The organism is Streptomyces sp. Je 1-369 (genome assembly GCF_026810505.1).
Lineage (GTDB): Bacteria > Actinomycetota > Actinomycetes > Streptomycetales > Streptomycetaceae > Streptomyces.
This window is the reverse complement of sequence record NZ_CP101750.1, coordinates 1,056,601-1,073,735: the sequence shown is the minus strand read 5'-3', so window position 1 is coordinate 1,073,735 and position 17,135 is coordinate 1,056,601. Positions and strand designations below refer to the sequence as shown.

Below are 17,135 nucleotides of genomic sequence, written 5' to 3'. Positions count from 1 at the left end.
GTCGAGCGTGCTGCAGGAGTGGGGCCCGGCCCCGCGGACGGTGCGGGCCCCGTGCTCGTGTCCGGGTCAGTTGCCGGCGGTGGCGGCCGCGTCGGCCCAGCGCTTGTCGAGGTCGTCGAAGTAGTCCTGGAGGGAACCCTCCTGGGCTCCGCGGGCGATGTCGATCAGCTTCTGCCGGTAGTCCTGCTTGGCGAGGCCGATCTCGGAGGCGTTGTCGATGGCGTTGACCTGCTCGGTCTTCGCCTCGGAGCGCTCGATGAGCTTGACATCGTTGTCTTGGTAAGGCTTGAGGACCTCGGGGAAGCTCATCGAGGACAGCGCGGAGACCCCGCCTTCCTTGGCGGCGAAGCCGGACTTCTCGGTGAACCAGTCGATCCAGGCACGTGCGGCGCTCTTGTTGTCGGAGTGCGTGTTCACGGCCAGCTGGTAGTCCGAGAGCATCGTGGCGCAGAACTTGCCGTCCTTCTGCACCGGAACGGGCATGAAGCCGATGTCGTCCGGGTCCTGGCCCGCCTTCGTGGCGGCGTCGCGAATCTGGTTCACGGCCCAGGAGCCGAGCAGCATGCTGCCGGTCTTCCCCTTGGCCAGGTCCGTCTTGGACGTCTCCCAGTTGGTGGTGGTCGGGTCCTTCTCCGACATCTCCTCGTGGACGATGTCGTGGAGCAGGGAGTCGAGGACGTTGAGGTCGCTGCCCTTGGCCCACGGCTTGTCGGCGGTGGCGAGGGCGTCCGACGCCTTCGCGTCGCAGCTGACCGAGCCGACGCTGTTGGTCCAGGGGCTGCTCAGGGGCCAGCCGTCCTTGAAGTTGGTGTAGTACGGCGTCGCGCCGGTCCGCGCCTTGATCTGTCGCAGATCGTCGAGGAACCGCGCCGGGGTGGTGGGCCAGTCGGTGATGCCGGCCTTCTTCCACACCGCCTTGTTGTAGACCAGGCCGTTGACCGAGCCGAAGTTGGCGATGCCGTACGTCTTCCCGCGGACATCGGTCTTGCCGGTGAAGCGGTAGGTCTTCGCCATGTCCTCGGTGTCCCCGAGCGGGGCGAAGAACTTCGGGTAGTCGCCCTTGGCTATCACCGAGGGAATCAGCAGGACGTCACCGTAGTTGTCGGTGTTCATCCGGATCTTGACCTCCCCCTCGTAGTCGGTGATGCCCTGGAACTTCACCGTCACCTTGGGGTGCGTCTTCTTGAACTCGGCGGCGTACTTCGCCATCGTGCCGTCCTGCACCAAGTCGGTGCGGTTGGTCAGCACGGTGATGGTCCCCGACGCCTTGGCGGGGTCCGAGGGCGCGGTCGCGGCCTCCCCCGTAGAACCCCCTCCTCCGCCACATCCCGCGACGGTCAGCATCGCGGTGGCAAGCAGCGCGGCGCTCAGCGGCTTCTTCCTCATGTGCCCAACTCCTTCCAAGGGTTACGGCTCGGACCCAGCGGCTGTCGGCACTATGTCAGCCATCCATGAACCGGTAAAGTGCTGATTTCCGGCACGATGCGTAATCGTTACTCGTGGGTCCGGCTTCTGTCCCCAATGAAGCCGCTGTGGTGCGGTGTTCAGGGTGACGGTGCGTGCTTCGGGGGACTGGACCGGTTAATCAGCTGGGCGTTAGGTTGGCGGGCATTGCGCACGGCCAGGGTCTGCGCCCGTCTGATTGGAGCCGCTGATGAAGGACATCGTCCAGCTGACCGAGGGCTGGCATGTCAGCCACGAGGGGAGACTCCTCGAAGCCCGCGTCCCCGGCTGCATCCACACGGATCTGCTGACCGCGGGCCTCATCCCCGACCCCTTCCTCGGTGCGAACGAGCACGAGGTGGAGTGGGTGGGGCGGCGAGCGTGGACCTACACGCGTCGGCTGGACGAAGCCGCGCCCGGCGCCGCGGCACACGAGCGGACCGACCTGGTCTTCGATGGCCTTGACACCGCCGCCCATATCGTCCTGGGCGGGCAGGAGTTGGGGCGCACGCGAAACATGCACCGCACCTACCGCTTCGATGTCACGGGACGCGCGGGGGAACTGAACGTCACGTTCGCCTCCGCGTACGACGAGGCCGCCTCCGTGCGGGAACTGACCGGTGAACGGCCGAACGTCTATCCCGAGCCGTTCCAGTACATCCGCAAGATGGCCGCCAACTTCGGCTGGGACTGGGGGCCGACGGTGGTCACCGCGGGCATGTGGCGCCCGGTCCGGCTCGAGCACTGGTCGACGGCGCGCGTCGCGCGGGTGCGACCGCTGGTGACCATGGACGGGGCGCGGGGGCGGGTGGAACTCCGCGTCGACCTCGAACGCGCCGCCTCCGGCGCCGGTCGGCCGCTGGCCGTGCACGCCACGGTGGCGGGCGTCTCGGCACGCGCAGTGGCCGATGGCAACGCTGTCACGCTCGTGCTCGACGTGCCGGACGTGGAACTGTGGTGGCCGCGTGGATACGGCGAACAGCCCCTGTACGACATCGAACTGACCCTCCTCGACGCCGACGAGGCCCTGGACGGCTGGGGGCGGCGGGTCGGCTTCCGCACCGTCGAGCTGGACCGCGCGGCCGACGAGCACGGGACCGGGTTCACGTTCGTCGTCAACGGCGAGCGCGTCTTCGTACGCGGCGTGAACTGGATTCCCGACGACGTACTGCCCTCACGGATCACGCCCGAGCGCTACCGCGCGCGCCTGGAGCAGACCGCCGCCGCCAACGTCGACCTGGTCCGCATCTGGGGCGGCGGCATCTACGAGGACGACGCCTTCTACGACGCCTGCGACGAACTCGGCCTGATGGTCTGGCAGGACTTCCTGTTCGCCTGCGCCGCCTACCCGGAGGAGCAGCCGCTGCGCGGCGAGGTGGAGGCAGAGGCCCGCGACAACGTCGTACGGCTCATGCCGCACCCCAGCCTCGTGCTGTGGAACGGCAACAACGAGAACCTGTGGGGCTTCCGGGACTGGGACTGGGAGCAGCCCCTCGCCGGAAACTCCTGGGGCGAGGGCTACTATCTGGGGCTCCTGCCGCGCGTCGTCGCCGAGCTGGACCCCACGCGGGCGTACAGCGCGGGCAGCCCGTGGTCCGGCTCCTGGGACCACCACCCCAACGATCCCGACCACGGCACGTACCACTCGTGGGAGGTGTGGAACCGCCAGGACTACACCGACTACCTGGAGAACGTGCCCCGCTTCGTCTCGGAATTCGGCTGGCAGGCGCCCCCGGCTCTCGCCACCCTGCGCCGCGCCCTGCCCGGCGAGGACCTCGCGCCCGACTCGCCCGGCATGCTGCACCATCAGAAGGCCGAGGACGGGAACGGCAAGCTGAACCGCGGCGTCGAGCGTCATTTCGCCCTGCCCGACGGGGACTTCGACCGCTGGCACTACCTGACCCAGGTGGTCCAGGCCCGCGCCGTCGCCACCGGTATCGAGCATTGGCGCGCCAACTGGCCGCGCTGCGCCGGGACCATCGTGTGGCAGATCAACGACTGCTGGCCGGTCAGCTCCTGGTCCGCGATCGACGGCGACGGCCGCCTCAAGCCGCTCCACCACGAACTGCGTCGCGTGTACGCCGACCGCCTCCTGACCCTCCGGCCGGGTCCCGACGGCCCCGAGCTCGTCCTGGTCAACCAAGCGGCCGAGCCCTGGACGTGTGACGTGACGCTGCGGCTGATGCGGACCGACGGCACGCTCGCCACCCGCGTCTCGCTCGGGTTCACCGTTCCGGCCCGCGAGGTCCTGCGGCTGCCGGCCCCGCCGGAGGTGCGGCCCGCGACGGGGGCGACGAAGGAGTACCTGGTGGCCGACGCCGACGGGCTGCGTGCCCTGCATCTTCCCGTCCGCGACAAGGAGTTCGACTATCCGGCGCCGCGGTTCGACATCGCGGTGGAGACCGTGGGCCAGAACCGGGACACGGTCGATCTCGTGGTGAGTGCGCACACAGTCGTACGCGACCTGCTGCTCCAGCCCGACCGCCTCGCCCCCCACGCGACCGCGGACCGGGGCCTGATCACGCTGCTGCCGGGCGAACAGACCCGCATTCGTGTGCACGGCGCCGAGGGCGTGGGCGCCAACGCGTTCCGCGCGGCCCTCTTCTGCGTGGAACCGGCGTGACTGCCCCTGCCCCACGCGTCACCATCAAGGACGTCGCCGCCGCCGCGGGGGTGTCGAAGGGCGCGGTGTCGATCGCGTTCAACCACAAGCCCGGCCTGGCCGAGCCCACCCGGGAGCGTATCTTCGCCGCTGCCAGGGAGCTGGGCTGGGCGCCCAACTCCTCGGCCCGGAGCCTGTCGACGCAGCGGTCCGACACGATCGGCCTCGCGCTGTGCCGCCCGGCCCGGCTGCTCGGCCTCGAACCGTTCTACATGGAGTTCATCTCCGGCATCGAGAGCGTCCTGGCCGAACGGTCCTGCTCACTGCTGCTGCGTCTGGTCAGCAGCGTGGAGGACGAGGTCCGCCTCCAGGAGACGTGGTGGCGCGAACGGCAGGTCGGCGGATCCATCCTGGTCGACTTCCGCCAGGGGGATCCGCGGGTCGAACCGCTCGGACGGCTCGGCATCCCGGCCGTGGCGGTCGGTCGCCCCGATCTGACCGGAGGCATCCCTTCGGTGTGGACGGACGATGCCACCGCGGTGGCCGAGGCGGTGCGCTATCTCGCCGCTCTCGGTCACCGCCGCATCGCCCGGGTGGGCGGCCCGCTCGACCTGGGGCACAGTGCCATCCGTGAACGGGCCTTCCACGACACTCTCCAGGGACTCGGCCTGGGGCCCGGGGTCCAGGTGGCGACGGGGTTCGCCGGTGAGGAAGGGGCTCGTGCCACCCGTTCTCTGCTTCTGCGGCCCGAGCGGCCGACAGCGATCGTCTACGACAACGACCTCATGGCCGTGGCCGGGCTCGGTGTCGCCGCCGAGATGGGCATCGCGGTTCCGGACGACCTGTCCCTGCTCGCCTGGGACGACTCCCAGTTGTGTCGCCTCACTCATCCGACTCTTTCGGCGATGAGCCACGACGTGCACGGCTTTGGTGCCCAGGTCGCCCGCGTGCTGTTCGCCGTCATCGCGGGGCGGGAGGTATCACCCCTCCCACCACGGGTCCCCTCACTCAGACCTCGTGCGTCGACAGCCGCACTTCGCCCGCCGCGGAGTTGACTCAGCAAGCAGTCGGCCGCCGAGGCACCGGCTCACCTCAGGCGGGGTTGAGGCGGGCTGGTGCTCGCGCGCGGCACCAAACGGGCGGCGGTCACCTGGAGGTGCTCGACGGGTTCCTTGTCGACGGCGGCCAGCAGGGTCCGTGCGGCACAGGCGCCGTAGTCGAAGATGTCCCGCGTCAGGGCGGTGAGTTGCGGCCGTACGGCTTGGGTGAAGGGTGAGTCGTCCCACGCCACCAGGGACAGGTCGCGGGGCACCTCCAGGTTCAGTTCCTGGGCGACCGACAGACCCGCGACGGCCATGATGTCGTTGTCGTAGACGATCGCGGTGGGAGGACTCGGGGCGATGAGCAGCCTGCGCGTGGCCTGTGCTCCGTCCTCACCGGAATAGTCGGTGTGCACCACGGCGGGCTCGGGCAGGCCCGCCTCGCGGCAGCTCGCCTCGAAGGCGGCATCGCGCACGGTGGTGTGCGCGAGGCGGGCGAGTCCCGCCACGCGCGCGATGCTGCGGTGCCCCAGAGTCGCCAGGTAGGCGACCGTTTCCCGGATGCTGGCTCCGTCGTCGGACCAGACGGCGGGCACGGTCCCGGCCGCGTGCGGCGGACCGAGAGCCACCACGGGCATGTCCAGGGCCGCGAGTGCGGGGACGCGGGTGTCGTCGTCGTGCAGGTCCACTAGCAGCGCACCGTCCACCCGGCCCTCGCCCCACCAGCGCTGGTAGAGCTCCACCTCGTCGTCGTGGCTGGTGACGGTCTGCAGCATGAGCGCGATGGAGCGCGGGGCGAGCTCGGACTCGATGCCGCTGATGAGTTCCATGAAGAAGGGCTCGACGCCGAGGGTGCGTGCGGGTCGGCACACGGCCAGGCCCACGGCGCGGGCCAGCGCGCCGTTCAGCGCGCGGGCGGCGTTGCTGGGCCGCCAGCCGACCTCCCGCGCGATGGCCTTGACCCGCGCTCTGGTCTGTGCGGAGACGCCCGGCTGGTCGTTGAGCGCGTAGGAGACCGCGACCTTGGATACTCCCGCCTGGCGCGCGATGTCCGCGATCGTCGGCCGTTTCATGCACCCTCCTGCTGTACCGGTTCCGCGTATCAGCGGCCGACCTTACCGGTCGGCCGCTGAGGGGCGCTCATCCGGTCACTGAACCATGGTTCAGGCGGTGGGCAGGTCCTGCTGTCGAGAGCCGCCGAAGACGCTGGCTTCCTTGGCGGTGGCCTTGATGCCGTTGGTCCCGTCGAACAGCCGCTTGCCCCAGCCGGTCAGCCGACGCGCGTCGAAGTCCTGGACCAGATCGAGGTACTCGACGCCGCTGCCGTTGCCGCCCCAGGACCAGCCCAGGTAGCCGATGCCCTTCGACTGGGCGGTGGCCATGATGGCGTTCTCGTCCGGGTTGCCGTCGGAGTGCAGATGGCCGAACTCGCCCACGACGATGGGCAGCTTGGCGGCGGTGAACCGGTTGAGGTAGGCGCTGACCTCGGCCGGGGTGTCGTAGACGCCGTACATGTGGACGTCGAAGACGGTGTTGCGGTCGGGGTCCGCGGCGAGGACGCCGGCGGCGTTGTCGCGCATGGTGAAGGACCAGTCCTGGCCCCAGTTGGGGGCGTCGACCATGAGGGTGTGGTCCAGGCCCGCGGACCGGAGCCGGCTGATGGCCTTCTTGGTGTCCTTGGTCCAGGCCGCGTACTGGGTGTTGCCGTACGGCTCGTTGCCGATGTTGACCAGGACGTACTTCTCCTGGCCGACGAGGGCACCCTTGACACTGAGCCAGTAGTCGACGGCTTTGGACAGCGGTACGGCGGCGCCCGCTTCGCCGTAGCCGGTGGTGTCGTGGGCTTCCAGGACGCAGATCAGCCGGTTCGCCTTGCACTGGGAGACGACCCTGGTGACATCCGCGGTGTCGTTCTTCGTCCACTGATCACCGGTGCCGAGCACCACGCGTACGGTGTTGGCGCCCTTGGCCTTGATGTCCTTGAGCGCTTGCTTGGTCTTGCTCGGATACCAGGCGTGCGCGTGGTTGACGCCGCGCATCACGAAGTCCTTGTTGTTGGCGTCCAGCAGCCGGCCGTCCCGCACGTGGAAGCCAGGTGTGGCGGCGGCTGCCTGCGCGGACGGGATGACGGCGGGGACGGTGGCGCAGGCGGCGAGAAGGGTGCCCGTCGCGACGGCGACTCGAATGCGGCTCATCTACAGCTCCTGGTTCGATGGGGGCGCGCACCAGAACTCGGGCAGCCCGGAACAGCGCGCGGCACGAATGACAACAGGGCGGCGCAGGCGCGCGGGGAGCCAGTCGGCACGCTCTCCGACCTGCAACAAGCAGGGGGCAGCGGGCTGGTGCTGGTCATTCCGCTCGGCGACGGCCACGACATTAGGGGCCCGACGGCGGCAGCACAACGCTTTGAGCGGAACCGGTTAAGTATTCATGTACAGAGCAGGACCTGCGGACGGCCCGCTGCCGTCGAGGATGTCGCGCAGTTGGACCCTGTCGGTGTACTCGGGGCTGTCACGGACCGCGGCGAGCTGGGCCTGGGTGACCAGTTGCGTGGACAGGCCGTCGTTCTCGCAGATGAACAGGTGCCCGGTGCGGGCGCCGGCCATGACGGACAGGGCGACTTCTATGGTCATGTCGTCGCAGACCTGTAGTGCGCATGCGTCCGTGGCGTCCATGGCGTCCGTCGGAGTCTGCTGTACGAGGGTGACGCGCGTCGAGCGGGGCTGCGTCGGAATCAGCTTCAATCGGTGCCTCCTGTGGCGGTGGATCGATTTCGTGTTGGATTCGTTTGAGAGCCTTACTCGACACGGCACGTATCAAGGAAGGCTCTCAGCGGAAGAGCGGCGCGGGGAATCTCAGGAACGGGCTGAAATGGAATGCGAAAGACCATTCGCCATGCGATGAATTCGGTGCGCGGCGCATGCGGTGAAATAGGTGACGCCCTATATGCGTGAGATCCCGGACGTCATGGGGGGCGGTCTGGGAAGGCGTACGCCTCTAAAGAGAAGCTGGGCGGCGGCGCGGTCTCACGGCTGGCGTCACCGGGGGAAATGCCCGCAGCTGGGGCCCGCACCCCGAGGGATGCGGGCCCCAGCTGCGAAGTGCACGTCAGCGTCAGGCGGGAACGATGTTCTCGGCCGTCGGGCCCTTCTGGCTCGGCACGAGGTCGAAGGTGACCTTCTGCCCTTCGAGCAGTTCGCGGAAGCCCTGGGCGGCGATGTTCGAGAAGTGGGCGAACACATCGGCACCTCCGCCGTCCTGCTCGATGAAGCCGAATCCCTTGGCCGCGTTGAACCACTTCACAGTGCCGGACGCCATGTCATATCTCCTTCTGGGGCAGTACACCGGCACCCGCAATCCACGGACACCGGGTCGCCGCGATGATGCCCCGCCCGGAGAACAACCGGAAATACAGAATGCTTTCCGCAGCTGAATGCGGACGCCGGCGTCGAAGTTTTTGGGAACCACAACTGCAACTGGATCCGACAGTAGCATGCGGGAACGGTGAGCGTCCGATTGCTGACGGCATTCCGCTTGCGTCGGTTAGGAATACTCTCCACGTGGCATGCCAAAACCTCATCCGGCCGCAATAGATAGGCGAGTAACAGGGCGCGTCTTTTTTACGCGGTGCGGCGGGCTCGGCTGTCGCTGGTCAGGTGGCTCCCATCAGGATGGCTGTGTAGTGCGCGGTGAACGCGGCGATGGTGAGCGTGTGGAAGACCTCGTGGAAGCCGAACCAGCGCGGCCAGGGATCGGGGCGCTTGAGGCCGTACACGGCGGCGCCCGCGGTGTAGAGGAGGCCGCCGGTGACGACGAGTGCGACCACCGTGGTGCCGCCGGTGCGTGCGAATTCGGGGAGGTAGAAGACGGCGGCCCAGCCCAGGGCGATGTAGCACAGGGTGTAGAGCCAGCGCGGGGCATTGATCCAGAAGACGCGGAACGCGATGCCGGCCGTGGCTCCGCCCCACACCAGGAACAGCAGGATCCGCTGCTGCCCCGCGGGCAACAGCAGTACCGCGAGGGGGGTGTACGTGCCGGCGATGATCAGGAAGATGTTCGCGTGGTCCAGCCGCCGCAGGACGGCCTCGCCGCGCGATCCCCACGTCCCGCGGTGGTAGAGCGCACTGGTACCGAACAGCAAGCAGGCCGACAGCGCGTACACGGAGCAGGCGGCGACCACCGCCGCGGAGCGGGCAAGGGCGATCAGGACGATGCCGCCGACCAGCGCGAGGGGGACCACCCCGGCGTGCAGCCAGCCTCGCATTCTCGGCTTCAGCGCGGCCGCCGCGCCCTGAAGGGCGTCTTCCGGGGTGGCACTCGCCCGCCGGACGGGCGGGCCGGGAGTCGCATCGGCCTCCGGAGTGCGGTGGCCGCCGGAAAGGTGCTGGGATTCGCGGCCGTGCGCCGCCGGAGGGGTACTTTCAGCAGTCATGTGTTCACGCGGGAAACCAGTGGACGGGGGACGGGGGTGTCGGAAGGTCGCTCGGCACTGCACCCGAGCCCCGAAGGAACTGCTGCACCATCTGCCGGCCCTGGTGCTGCGCCGGAGACCACCTCGCCAGCGATGTCCTGCGGTACCCGAGCTCAAGATTTACGTACTGCTGCCCGGCGGTCCGTGTCTGCCGGACCCTGTCGGACCCTGTTGTCTCTCTGGCTACGGGAGAAACCATAGCCACGCCACCACCTAATGTCTATGCCAGCCAGCATAGATTTCGTGACCCAGGTGACGAGACAGTCGGCAGAGGCCCGGCTGTTCAGCCACCTGCCACACTGCCGATCCCGTGCCCGACCGCGGGGGTTGGGCGGTGCAGGACTCCTCCAGGCGTGCGGTCCGGATCTCGTTCCAGCCGCGGGAAGGCGGCCCGGACCCCGGCTGCCCTCCCGCACAGCCGACGTCCTGCGGAAGCATCGGCAGGCGGAATGTGGGGTATGCACGTGCCGTGACCGAGACCGACGGCGATGACGCCAGCGCACCGGACATCGAAGCGTCGACCCGCCGCTACTACGAGACGGGTGACGTCGACGCCTTCTACGACGCCGTCTGGGGTGGCGAGGACATCCACATCGGCCTCTACGCCCACGAGCGCGAGGCCATCGCGGACGCCTCGCACCGCACGGTGCGGCATGTCGCGGACCTGGTCGAGGACCTGCTCGATCCGGACGCCACCGTGCTCGACCTCGGTTCGGGGTACGGCGGTTCGGCCCGCGCCCTCGCGGAGCGCTTCGGCTGCCGGGTGAGGGCACTCGACCTCAGCGAGGAGCACAACAGGCGCCACCGCGCGGCGAACGTCCGACGGGGTCTCGACGGCCTGATCGAGGTCGTCTCCGGCTCCCTCAACCGCCTCCCGTACGAGGCGCACCGCTTCGACGTTGTCTGGTCGCTGGAAGTCCTGTGCCACGTGGCGGACCGGGAAGGCGCGCTGCGCGAAGCCGTACGCGTGCTGAGACCGGGTGGCGCGCTGGTCTTCTCGGACATCATGGCGGCCGAGGACGTGTCGGCGCAGGATCTGCGGCCCGCGCTGTCCCGGCTCGGCGTCCAGAGCCTGGCGACGGCGTCGTACTACCGGGAACGCCTCACCGCTCTCGGCCTGGAGTGCGACTTCGAGGACCGCACCCCGGACCTCGCCACCCACTACGCACGCCTCAACGAAGAGGTACGCCACCGCAGCGACGAACTCCGCGGCGTCATCAGCTCCGCCTACGTGGACGACCTGCTCGCCAACCTGCCGCTGTGGACGGACATCACGCGTCGCGGCCTGCTGCGCTGGGGGATCTTCCACGCGCGCCGCGCCGCCGCGGTCTGACGACAGGCCCGCCCGCGGCCTCGCGAATAATGGCCGGGTGTCCAGTTCTGTGGTCTCGGCTCGTGAAGCCGACGTGCTCGCTCTGCTCGGGGAGCACCTCAGCAACGCGGAGATCGCCGTGCGGCTCTTCATCTCCGTGCGCACGGTCGAGTCGCATGTCTCCTCGCTGCTGCGCAAGTTGGAGGCGCGCGACCGGCGGGTGCTCTCCCGGCGCGCGGGCGAGTCAGGCCGTGGCGAGGCGCCGGTCGCGGCCCGTGGGCTGCCCGCGCCCCTGACGACGTTCGTCGGGCGCGGGCGGGAACGCGAGGAGCTGGCAACGGCGTTGCGGACGCACCGGCAGGTGACCGCGGTCGGTCCGGGCGGGGTGGGCAAGACGCGGCTCGCGCTCGCGGTGGCGGCCGAGGCGGCGGACGACTTCGCCGACGGGGTGTGGTTCGTCGACCTGGCGCCGCTCACCGATCCGGGCCGGGTGGACGCGGCGGTCGCGGCGGCGGGGCACGTGGGCGAGCAGCCGGGGCGCGGCCTCGCGGAGGCGTTGACGGCGGCTCTGGCGGGCCGTGAGGCCCTGTTGGTCCTGGACAACTGCGAGCACGTCCGGGAGGGCGTCGCGCCCTTCCTGGAAAGGCTGTTGCCCGCCTGCCCACGGCTACGGGTCCTCGCGACCAGCCGCGCCCGGTTGCTGGTGCCCTTCGAACGGGTCTTCTCCGTCCCGCCCCTGTCGCGGGCCGGCGGCGACGAGTCGGAAGCGGTGACTCTGTTCATGGAGCGTGCGGCGGCGGTCGGGTGGCCGCCGGGCCCGGGGGTGAGCGACGGGGTCGTGACCCTGTGCGAACGGCTCGACGGTATGGCTCTCGCGATTGAGCTGGCGGCGGCACGGTGGCCCACGCTCGGTCTCGACGGGCTGACGGCCGGTCTCTCCGACCAGCTGCGGATGCTCGCCGGCGGGGCCCGCGCGGACGGTCGGCACCGGTCGCTGCGGGCGGTGCTCGACTGGAGCCATGACCTTCTCGAGCCACAGGATCAGGAGTTGCTGCGGCGGGTGTCGGTGTTCGTGTCCCCGTTCACGGTCGAGGCGGCAGTGGCAGTGGCCGGGCCTGCCTCCGGCCGCCCCGGCGGGGGGCTTCGTATGGACGGGGCCGATCGGGCTAACGGGTCCGATCCGGCTGACGGGGCCGATCGGGCTGACCGGGCCGATCGAGCTGACGGGACCGATCACGTCGGCGCGGTCGCGGTTGCCGACGGGCTCGGCCGGCTCGCCGAGCACAGTCTGCTCACCGCGGTTCCCTCCGCGACCGGCACGCGGTACCAGGCGCTGGAGACCATCCGTCAGTACGGCACGGAGCAGCTCGTCCACGCCGGTGAGTCGGGCGGCGTCCGCTCCCGGCACCTGGCGTGGTGTCTGGCCGGTGCGGTGGCGCTGCGGGACGGTGGGGGCTTCGGAGGCGGCGACGGTGGCGCGGGTGCCGGGGTTGACGCGTGGCGGGGCCGGTTCGACGCGGTGGCGCAGGACATGCGGGCCGCCCTGGCCTGGGCGCCCGGACGGCCGGGACAGCGCGCCGACGCCTGTCGTCTCGCCGGGCACCTGGCCGGGTTGGCCTTCGCCCACAACCTGCTCGCCGAGGCGCAGGAGCGGTTCGAACAGGCCGCGGGGCTGGCCGACGACGCCGGGGCCGCCGCGGCCCTGCGGCAGGCCGCCGGGGTGGCCGGTTGCCGTCGGCTCGGCGACGACATGTTCCGCCTGCACCGGGGCGCCGCCGAAGCCGCTCGCCGGGCCGGTGACACCGCGGGCGCGTGTCGTGACCTTGCGGCGGCCGCCACCGTCGCCTACCGCTTCTCCACGTCGTTCCCGGTGGTGCCGGTCGTGGCGGAGGTCAAGGACGTACTGGAACAGGCGCGGGCGATGTCCGGCGCGGGTGACACGGCCGCCGAGGCGGCGCTCGCGCTGGCCGGGGCCGCGGTGACCGCGGACGCGTTCGGCGCGCTGCAAGGAGGAGTGGACAACACCGCGCAGGATACGGTCGCCCACGCCGAGCACGCCGTCGCGTTGGCCCGGCGTACGGGAGACCCGGTGGCCGAGTCGGCCGCTCTCGACGCGCTCTCGGGCGCGCGGAGCTGGGCCGGTGAGTCCTTCGGTGCCGCGGCGGCCGCCCGCCGCCGGATCGACGTCCTGGCGCGGCTGCCGCGCACCCCGGCAGGAACGCACGAGGTGATGGACGCCCTGGCGATGGCTGCCGGAACCGCCCTGGGCGTGGGGGAGTTGCCGCAGGCCCGGCGGTGGAGCGGCCAGCTGGCCGGGCATCCCCTGCTGGCCGAGGCGGGACACCAGGCCACGTCCTGGCTCCTGGTCACGGAGGCGTTCGCCGGCCACGCCGACGACGTGCTGGCCCGCGCCGTCGGATTCCGCGAGGCGTGGGAGCGCAGCGGCCGCCAACGCTCGCTCTCACTCGGGGCCGCGGCCGCGTCCGTCGCCATGATCCACGGCTTGCGCGGCGACTGCGCGGCCCGCGCGGACTGGCAGGCCGTCGTGGAGCAGGCCGACACCGCCGAACAGCACCGCCAGGGCTACGGTGCCGTCTTCGACGCCATGGTCCAGCTCCACCGCGGGGACCCGGACGCCGCCCTGGCGAGCGTCGCACCGGAACCGGACGCGGTGTGGAAGTGGGTCTGCTGGGTCTGGCTGCACTGGTACGTGGCACTCCGGGCGGAGGCGTCGGTACTCGCCGGTCATCCGGAGGCCCGGCCCCGCGTCGATGCCGCCCGTACCGTCGTGGAGGGCGACGCGCTCGCGGCGGCCCAGGTGGAACGCGCGCAGGCGCTGCTCGACGACGACGTGCCGCGGCTGCTCGCGACCAGGGCCGCGTTCGCCGCGGCGGGCTGCCCCTATCAGGCGGCGCGGACGCTGATGCTTGCGGGCGGCGCGCATGCGGACCTGGGGAGAGCGGCACTGACCACCCTCGGCCTCAGCGCCGGCTGAGCCATTGCCGTCAACCCACCGCCCGCTTCACCAGCACACCGATCCGCGCCTCCACCTCGGCGGTGACCTCGCGCAGCGCGAAGCCGGTCGCCCACATCGTCCCCTCGTCCAGCTGCGCCGGATCGCTGAACCCGAGCGTGGCGTAACGGGCCTTGAACTTGGCCGCGCTCTGGAAGAAGCAGACGACCTTGCCGTCGAGCGCGTAGGCAGGCATCCCGTACCAGAGCTTGGGCGCGAGCACCGGCGCGCTCGCCGTGACGACGTCTGCGGTGCTCATCATCCACCCCTGCGGTGCCGGGTCACGTGTCGGTCATGACCGGCCGCCGGTACGGCCGACGGGCCGGTCGCTGTGACCACGGATTGCCCGGCCGCACCTACGGACCGCTTCCGTGCCGGCCACGGAGACCACCACGGTCCACCACGGACCGCGCACCCGCAGAGGGCCCGCGCCGAGGCCGTGCGAGCATCGGCGGGTGATCGACAACGAACAGCCGCTGTCCGCCGCCGACCTGATAGGGAGGCGGCTGCTGAAGGTGACGACGGCCTTCCATCACTACCGCGACGATGCGCCGTCCCTCCAGCACCTGTGGCTGCACCTGGAAGGCCTCGGCCCGGTCCGCTGCCACACGCCTTCGACCGGCGTGTCACTGCTCGTCGACGAGCCGCACGGGCCGTACTCCATGGATGAGTGCGGCAGCGTCACCGTGGTCGAGAACGCGTCGGACGTTCCGGTGACCCGCTTCGTCGGACAGCTGGTCCGCTCGGTGCGCGAGATCCGCTACGACGACGGCCGCGTCGACTTCACAGCCGGCCTCACGCTCCAGTTCCCCGACGGCGGCGTCCGCCTGCTCGGCCTCGACGACGACCTGATCATCGTGCTCCAGGACCGGCAGCCGGGCACCGGGGGAGGCCTGACCTGACCACACCCACCCACCCCCCGGTCCGGTCGGCGCGCGGCACTTCCGCCGCGCGCCGGCCGGGCCGGATCACGCGGAGTCGATTCCTCCCGCGCACGCGGCGCCCGGCTCCGGGGTCTGCGGGCCCTGCACGTACTTGCTGAAGAACTCCCCGACCCGCGGGTCGGCGGCACTGTCGACGGTCAGCTGGTGCCCCCACGCCGACAGCATGATGGGACTCCGTTGCTCCTTGACCGGGCTCATCAGGCTGTACGAGGTCTTGGAGACCTTGTCGCTGAGCTTCTTGAGGTCGGCGTCGGGGGCCTTGTCGTTGTACGTGACCCAGACGGCGCCGTGTTCGAGGGAGTGCACGGCGTTCTCGTTCGGTATCGGCTTCTTGTAGACCTTGGCCTCGCAGGTCATCCATGCCTGGCTGTGGTCCCCGCCGACGGGCGGGGTCATCGGGTAGTCGACGGCCTTCTCGACGTGGTTGCGGCCCAGCTTCTTGGCGTCCCACGCCTTCTCGCCGCGCACGGGCTTCTTCGCGGCGGCGGCGTTCTGTTCGTCCTTGTCGTCGGCGCGGTCGACGGCGTACGCGCCGAAGCCGATGAGTGCGGCGACGATCACGGTGCTCACCGAGACGGTGATGATGCGGTTCCGCCGCTCGCGCGCCTGCTCGGCGCGCTGCATCGCCTCGACACGGGCTCTGCGCTCGGCGGCGACGGCCTTCTTGCTCGGCTTGTTGGGCTTGTTGGGCTTATTGGGTTTGGCGGGATTGGCCATGGGGGTTCCTTGTCCCCGCCGCACGCTGACGCGGCGGTGGTGGCGGAGTCTGGGCGGTGGATGCCGTGTCGAACGGGCAGGCCGCTTGCGCGGGCCCACTCTGTCCGGGTCCGCCTAGGTCCGCTGCACCTGGAGCATGTGGAGGTCGGGAGAGCCGCGGTTCGAGGGTTGCTCGGGCGCGAGCCCGGGCGCCGACTGCGCCTGGGGGCAGGGCAGTTGCCGGAGGTGGTCCGAGAGGGCCGGTCCCGCCGGGGCGGGCGCCGCGCGCACGCCGTGGGCGGAGGGCGCGCAGCACTGTTCTTCGGGTGCGCAGTCCGAGCCTTCGACGGCTGACGCGCGGTGGTCGAAGGAGTCGGAACAGGCAGCGGACAGCGCCTGGGTGACGGCGGTGGCGTGGCCCGTGCCCTCGTGGTCGCCGTCGGGCGTGACGGGGCCGAGGCACATGAACAGCGTGGTGACGAGGGAGACGAGCGCAGCGGCCGACGCGACGCGGCACCAAGCGTGCCGGGCGGCGCGGGTCCACTGCGACTGTCTCATCGCAGCGCATCGTAGCGATCGTCGGGCGCGGAGCGGACGGGAGCCCCACATCGACCGCTCCGCGGGCGTTCCCTCCTACGGCTTCCCCGCCCCCTTCAGGCGAGGTCCGTCGTCCCCGCGGGCGCCGCCCCCCGCACCGCCGTCACCAACAGGGCCACGCTGCGCAGTCGCAGGGCTCCGTCGGCCTCGTGGGGGCGCAGGATGTCCGTCAGGCGGGAGTGGGCGTGGTCGCGGGTCTCGGGGGTGACCTGGCTCGTCAGGTGGCGTCCGGGGCCGGAGTCGAGGAGGAAGGCGGCCGCTTCGGCGGCGTCCCGGCCCCATGTCCCGTACGTCTCCACCCGCCTCGCCCCGACCCGCTCGAACCCCGCGGCCGACAGCACGTCGCACGTCCTGTCGGCGTCCGCGAGGGAGAACATGCCGGGCCCGCCCGGTGCGCCGAAGCCGCCGAGGGGGAGCAGGTCGTCCAGTGCGGCGAAGGCCTGGAGCCACTCGTTGTCCTCGGGGTACGCGCCGCAGATGAACGCCGCGCGTCCGCCCGGGCGCAGCGCGCGGGCGATGTTGCCGAAACCGGCCACGGGGTCGGCGAAGAACAGGACGCCGTAGCGGCTGATCGCGACGTCGTACGCGGCCGGGGCGAGTGGGTGGACCTGTGCGTCGCCCTGCGTGAAGGAGACGTTGTCCAAGCCCTCCTGGCGGGCGGCCCGGCGCGCCCCCGCCAGCATCGGCGCCGACAGGTCGAGGCCCAGCGCGTGACCGCCGTGCGCGCGGCGGGCGGCGAGCCTGGTCGTCCGCCCCGCGCCGCAGCCGACGTCCAGGACGCGGTCGACCACGTCGACCGAAGCGGCGTCCAGGAGAGGGATGTTGAAGCCCGCGTTCACCGCGTCCCAGCGATCCTGGTTGCGGGCCCAGTGCTCCCCCTCGTAACCGTTCCATGCCTGTGCCTGCTCGGTGTTGATGATGCTCTGCATTCCGTGCCCCCTGATGCATGGCGTGGTGGGCGCACCGTTAGTATGGGCGCTCGCCCAAACAGTATGGGCGAGCGCCCATTCTGGCAAC

The 17,135-nt window shown here is 70.7% G+C and carries 14 protein-coding genes and 1 pseudogene; 5 read left to right on the top strand and 10 right to left on the bottom strand.

Annotation, left to right across the window (positions count from 1 at the left end; all coding sequences use genetic code 11):
* Positions 1–66: 66 nt before the first annotated feature.
* Positions 67–1,386 carry an ABC transporter substrate-binding protein gene (locus tag NOO62_RS04665; protein ID WP_268769617.1) on the bottom strand — a complete coding sequence of 440 codons (1,320 nt, stop codon included), beginning with the start codon at positions 1,384–1,386 and terminating at the stop codon, positions 67–69.
* Between the two features lie 268 nt (positions 1,387–1,654).
* On the opposite strand from NOO62_RS04665, the gene NOO62_RS04660 reads away from it, so the two are divergent.
* Complete coding sequence (locus NOO62_RS04660; protein ID WP_268769616.1) at positions 1,655–4,066, top strand: glycoside hydrolase family 2 protein; 2,412 nt, start codon at positions 1,655–1,657, stop codon at positions 4,064–4,066.
* Positions 4,063–5,100, top strand: coding sequence for a LacI family DNA-binding transcriptional regulator (locus NOO62_RS04655; protein WP_268769615.1), 1,038 nt, complete (start codon positions 4,063–4,065; stop codon positions 5,098–5,100). The genes NOO62_RS04660 and NOO62_RS04655 overlap by 4 nt, the downstream gene beginning before the upstream one ends.
* A gap of 32 nt (positions 5,101–5,132) precedes the next feature.
* On the opposite strand, the gene NOO62_RS04650 is transcribed toward NOO62_RS04655, so the two are convergent.
* The 5 genes from NOO62_RS04650 to trhA all read right to left on the bottom strand — a co-directional run bounded on the left by NOO62_RS04650 (position 5,133) and on the right by trhA (position 9,517).
* Positions 5,133–6,158 carry a LacI family DNA-binding transcriptional regulator gene (locus NOO62_RS04650; protein WP_268769614.1) on the bottom strand — a complete coding sequence of 342 codons (1,026 nt, stop codon included), beginning with the start codon at positions 6,156–6,158 and terminating at the stop codon, positions 5,133–5,135.
* Positions 6,159–6,248: 90 nt separating this feature from the next.
* Complete coding sequence (locus NOO62_RS04645; RefSeq protein WP_321170553.1) at positions 6,249–7,280, bottom strand: glycoside hydrolase family 5 protein; 1,032 nt, start codon at positions 7,278–7,280, stop codon at positions 6,249–6,251.
* Between the two features lie 225 nt (positions 7,281–7,505).
* Positions 7,506–7,829: a hypothetical protein gene (locus NOO62_RS04640; RefSeq protein ID WP_414930763.1), complete on the bottom strand. Its 324-nt coding sequence runs from the start codon at positions 7,827–7,829 to the stop codon at positions 7,506–7,508.
* Between the two features lie 370 nt (positions 7,830–8,199).
* A complete protein-coding gene (locus NOO62_RS04635) occupies positions 8,200–8,403 on the bottom strand; it encodes a cold-shock protein (RefSeq protein WP_268769613.1) in 204 nt (67 codons plus the stop codon).
* A gap of 334 nt (positions 8,404–8,737) precedes the next feature.
* Positions 8,738–9,517 (bottom strand): PAQR family membrane homeostasis protein TrhA, encoded by a 780-nt coding sequence (gene trhA / locus NOO62_RS04630; RefSeq protein WP_268769612.1) that lies wholly within the window; start codon positions 9,515–9,517, stop codon positions 8,738–8,740.
* 508 nt (positions 9,518–10,025) lie between these two features.
* Here trhA and NOO62_RS04625 point away from each other — a divergent pair.
* Complete coding sequence (locus tag NOO62_RS04625; RefSeq protein ID WP_268769611.1) at positions 10,026–10,889, top strand: SAM-dependent methyltransferase; 864 nt, start codon at positions 10,026–10,028, stop codon at positions 10,887–10,889.
* 37 nt (positions 10,890–10,926) lie between these two features.
* On the top strand, positions 10,927–13,863 hold the full coding sequence (locus NOO62_RS04620; protein WP_268769610.1) for an ATP-binding protein: 2,937 nt from the start codon (positions 10,927–10,929) through the stop codon (positions 13,861–13,863).
* A gap of 10 nt (positions 13,864–13,873) precedes the next feature.
* Here the strand turns inward: NOO62_RS04620 and NOO62_RS04615 are convergent.
* Positions 13,874–14,125 (bottom strand): annotated as a pseudogene (locus NOO62_RS04615) (hypothetical protein); the annotation flags it as partial.
* 211 nt (positions 14,126–14,336) lie between these two features.
* Here NOO62_RS04615 and NOO62_RS04610 point away from each other — a divergent pair.
* Positions 14,337–14,783: a hypothetical protein gene (locus tag NOO62_RS04610; RefSeq protein WP_268769609.1), complete on the top strand. Its 447-nt coding sequence runs from the start codon at positions 14,337–14,339 to the stop codon at positions 14,781–14,783.
* Between the two features lie 66 nt (positions 14,784–14,849).
* Here NOO62_RS04610 and NOO62_RS04605 read toward each other — a convergent pair whose 3' ends face one another.
* The 3 genes from NOO62_RS04605 to NOO62_RS04595 form a co-directional block, all read right to left on the bottom strand.
* Positions 14,850–15,542: a DUF3105 domain-containing protein gene (locus NOO62_RS04605; protein ID WP_414930762.1), complete on the bottom strand. Its 693-nt coding sequence runs from the start codon at positions 15,540–15,542 to the stop codon at positions 14,850–14,852.
* A gap of 114 nt (positions 15,543–15,656) precedes the next feature.
* Positions 15,657–16,079 carry a hypothetical protein gene (locus NOO62_RS04600; protein WP_268769608.1) on the bottom strand — a complete coding sequence of 141 codons (423 nt, stop codon included), beginning with the start codon at positions 16,077–16,079 and terminating at the stop codon, positions 15,657–15,659.
* Positions 16,080–16,174: 95 nt separating this feature from the next.
* The gene (locus NOO62_RS04595; RefSeq protein WP_268769607.1) at positions 16,175–17,047 is read right to left on the bottom strand and encodes a class I SAM-dependent methyltransferase; all 873 of its coding nucleotides are present in this window, start codon (positions 17,045–17,047) and stop codon (positions 16,175–16,177) included.
* Positions 17,048–17,135 lie beyond the last annotated feature (88 nt).

Coding starts and splice junctions, on each gene's coding strand:
- NOO62_RS04665 (WP_268769617.1), bottom strand. CDS start 1,386: ATGAGGAAGAAGCCGCTGAGCGCCGCGCTGCTTGCCACCGCGATGCTG.
- NOO62_RS04660 (WP_268769616.1), top strand. CDS start 1,655: ATGAAGGACATCGTCCAGCTGACCGAGGGCTGGCATGTCAGCCACGAG.
- NOO62_RS04650 (WP_268769614.1), bottom strand. CDS start 6,158: ATGAAACGGCCGACGATCGCGGACATCGCGCGCCAGGCGGGAGTATCC.
- NOO62_RS04645 (WP_321170553.1), bottom strand. CDS start 7,280: ATGAGCCGCATTCGAGTCGCCGTCGCGACGGGCACCCTTCTCGCCGCC.
- NOO62_RS04635 (WP_268769613.1), bottom strand. CDS start 8,403: ATGGCGTCCGGCACTGTGAAGTGGTTCAACGCGGCCAAGGGATTCGGC.
- trhA (WP_268769612.1), bottom strand. CDS start 9,517: ATGACTGCTGAAAGTACCCCTCCGGCGGCGCACGGCCGCGAATCCCAG.
- NOO62_RS04605 (WP_414930762.1), bottom strand. CDS start 15,542: ATGGCCAATCCCGCCAAACCCAATAAGCCCAACAAGCCCAACAAGCCG.
- NOO62_RS04600 (WP_268769608.1), bottom strand. CDS start 16,079: ATGAGACAGTCGCAGTGGACCCGCGCCGCCCGGCACGCTTGGTGCCGC.
- NOO62_RS04595 (WP_268769607.1), bottom strand. CDS start 17,047: ATGCAGAGCATCATCAACACCGAGCAGGCACAGGCATGGAACGGTTAC.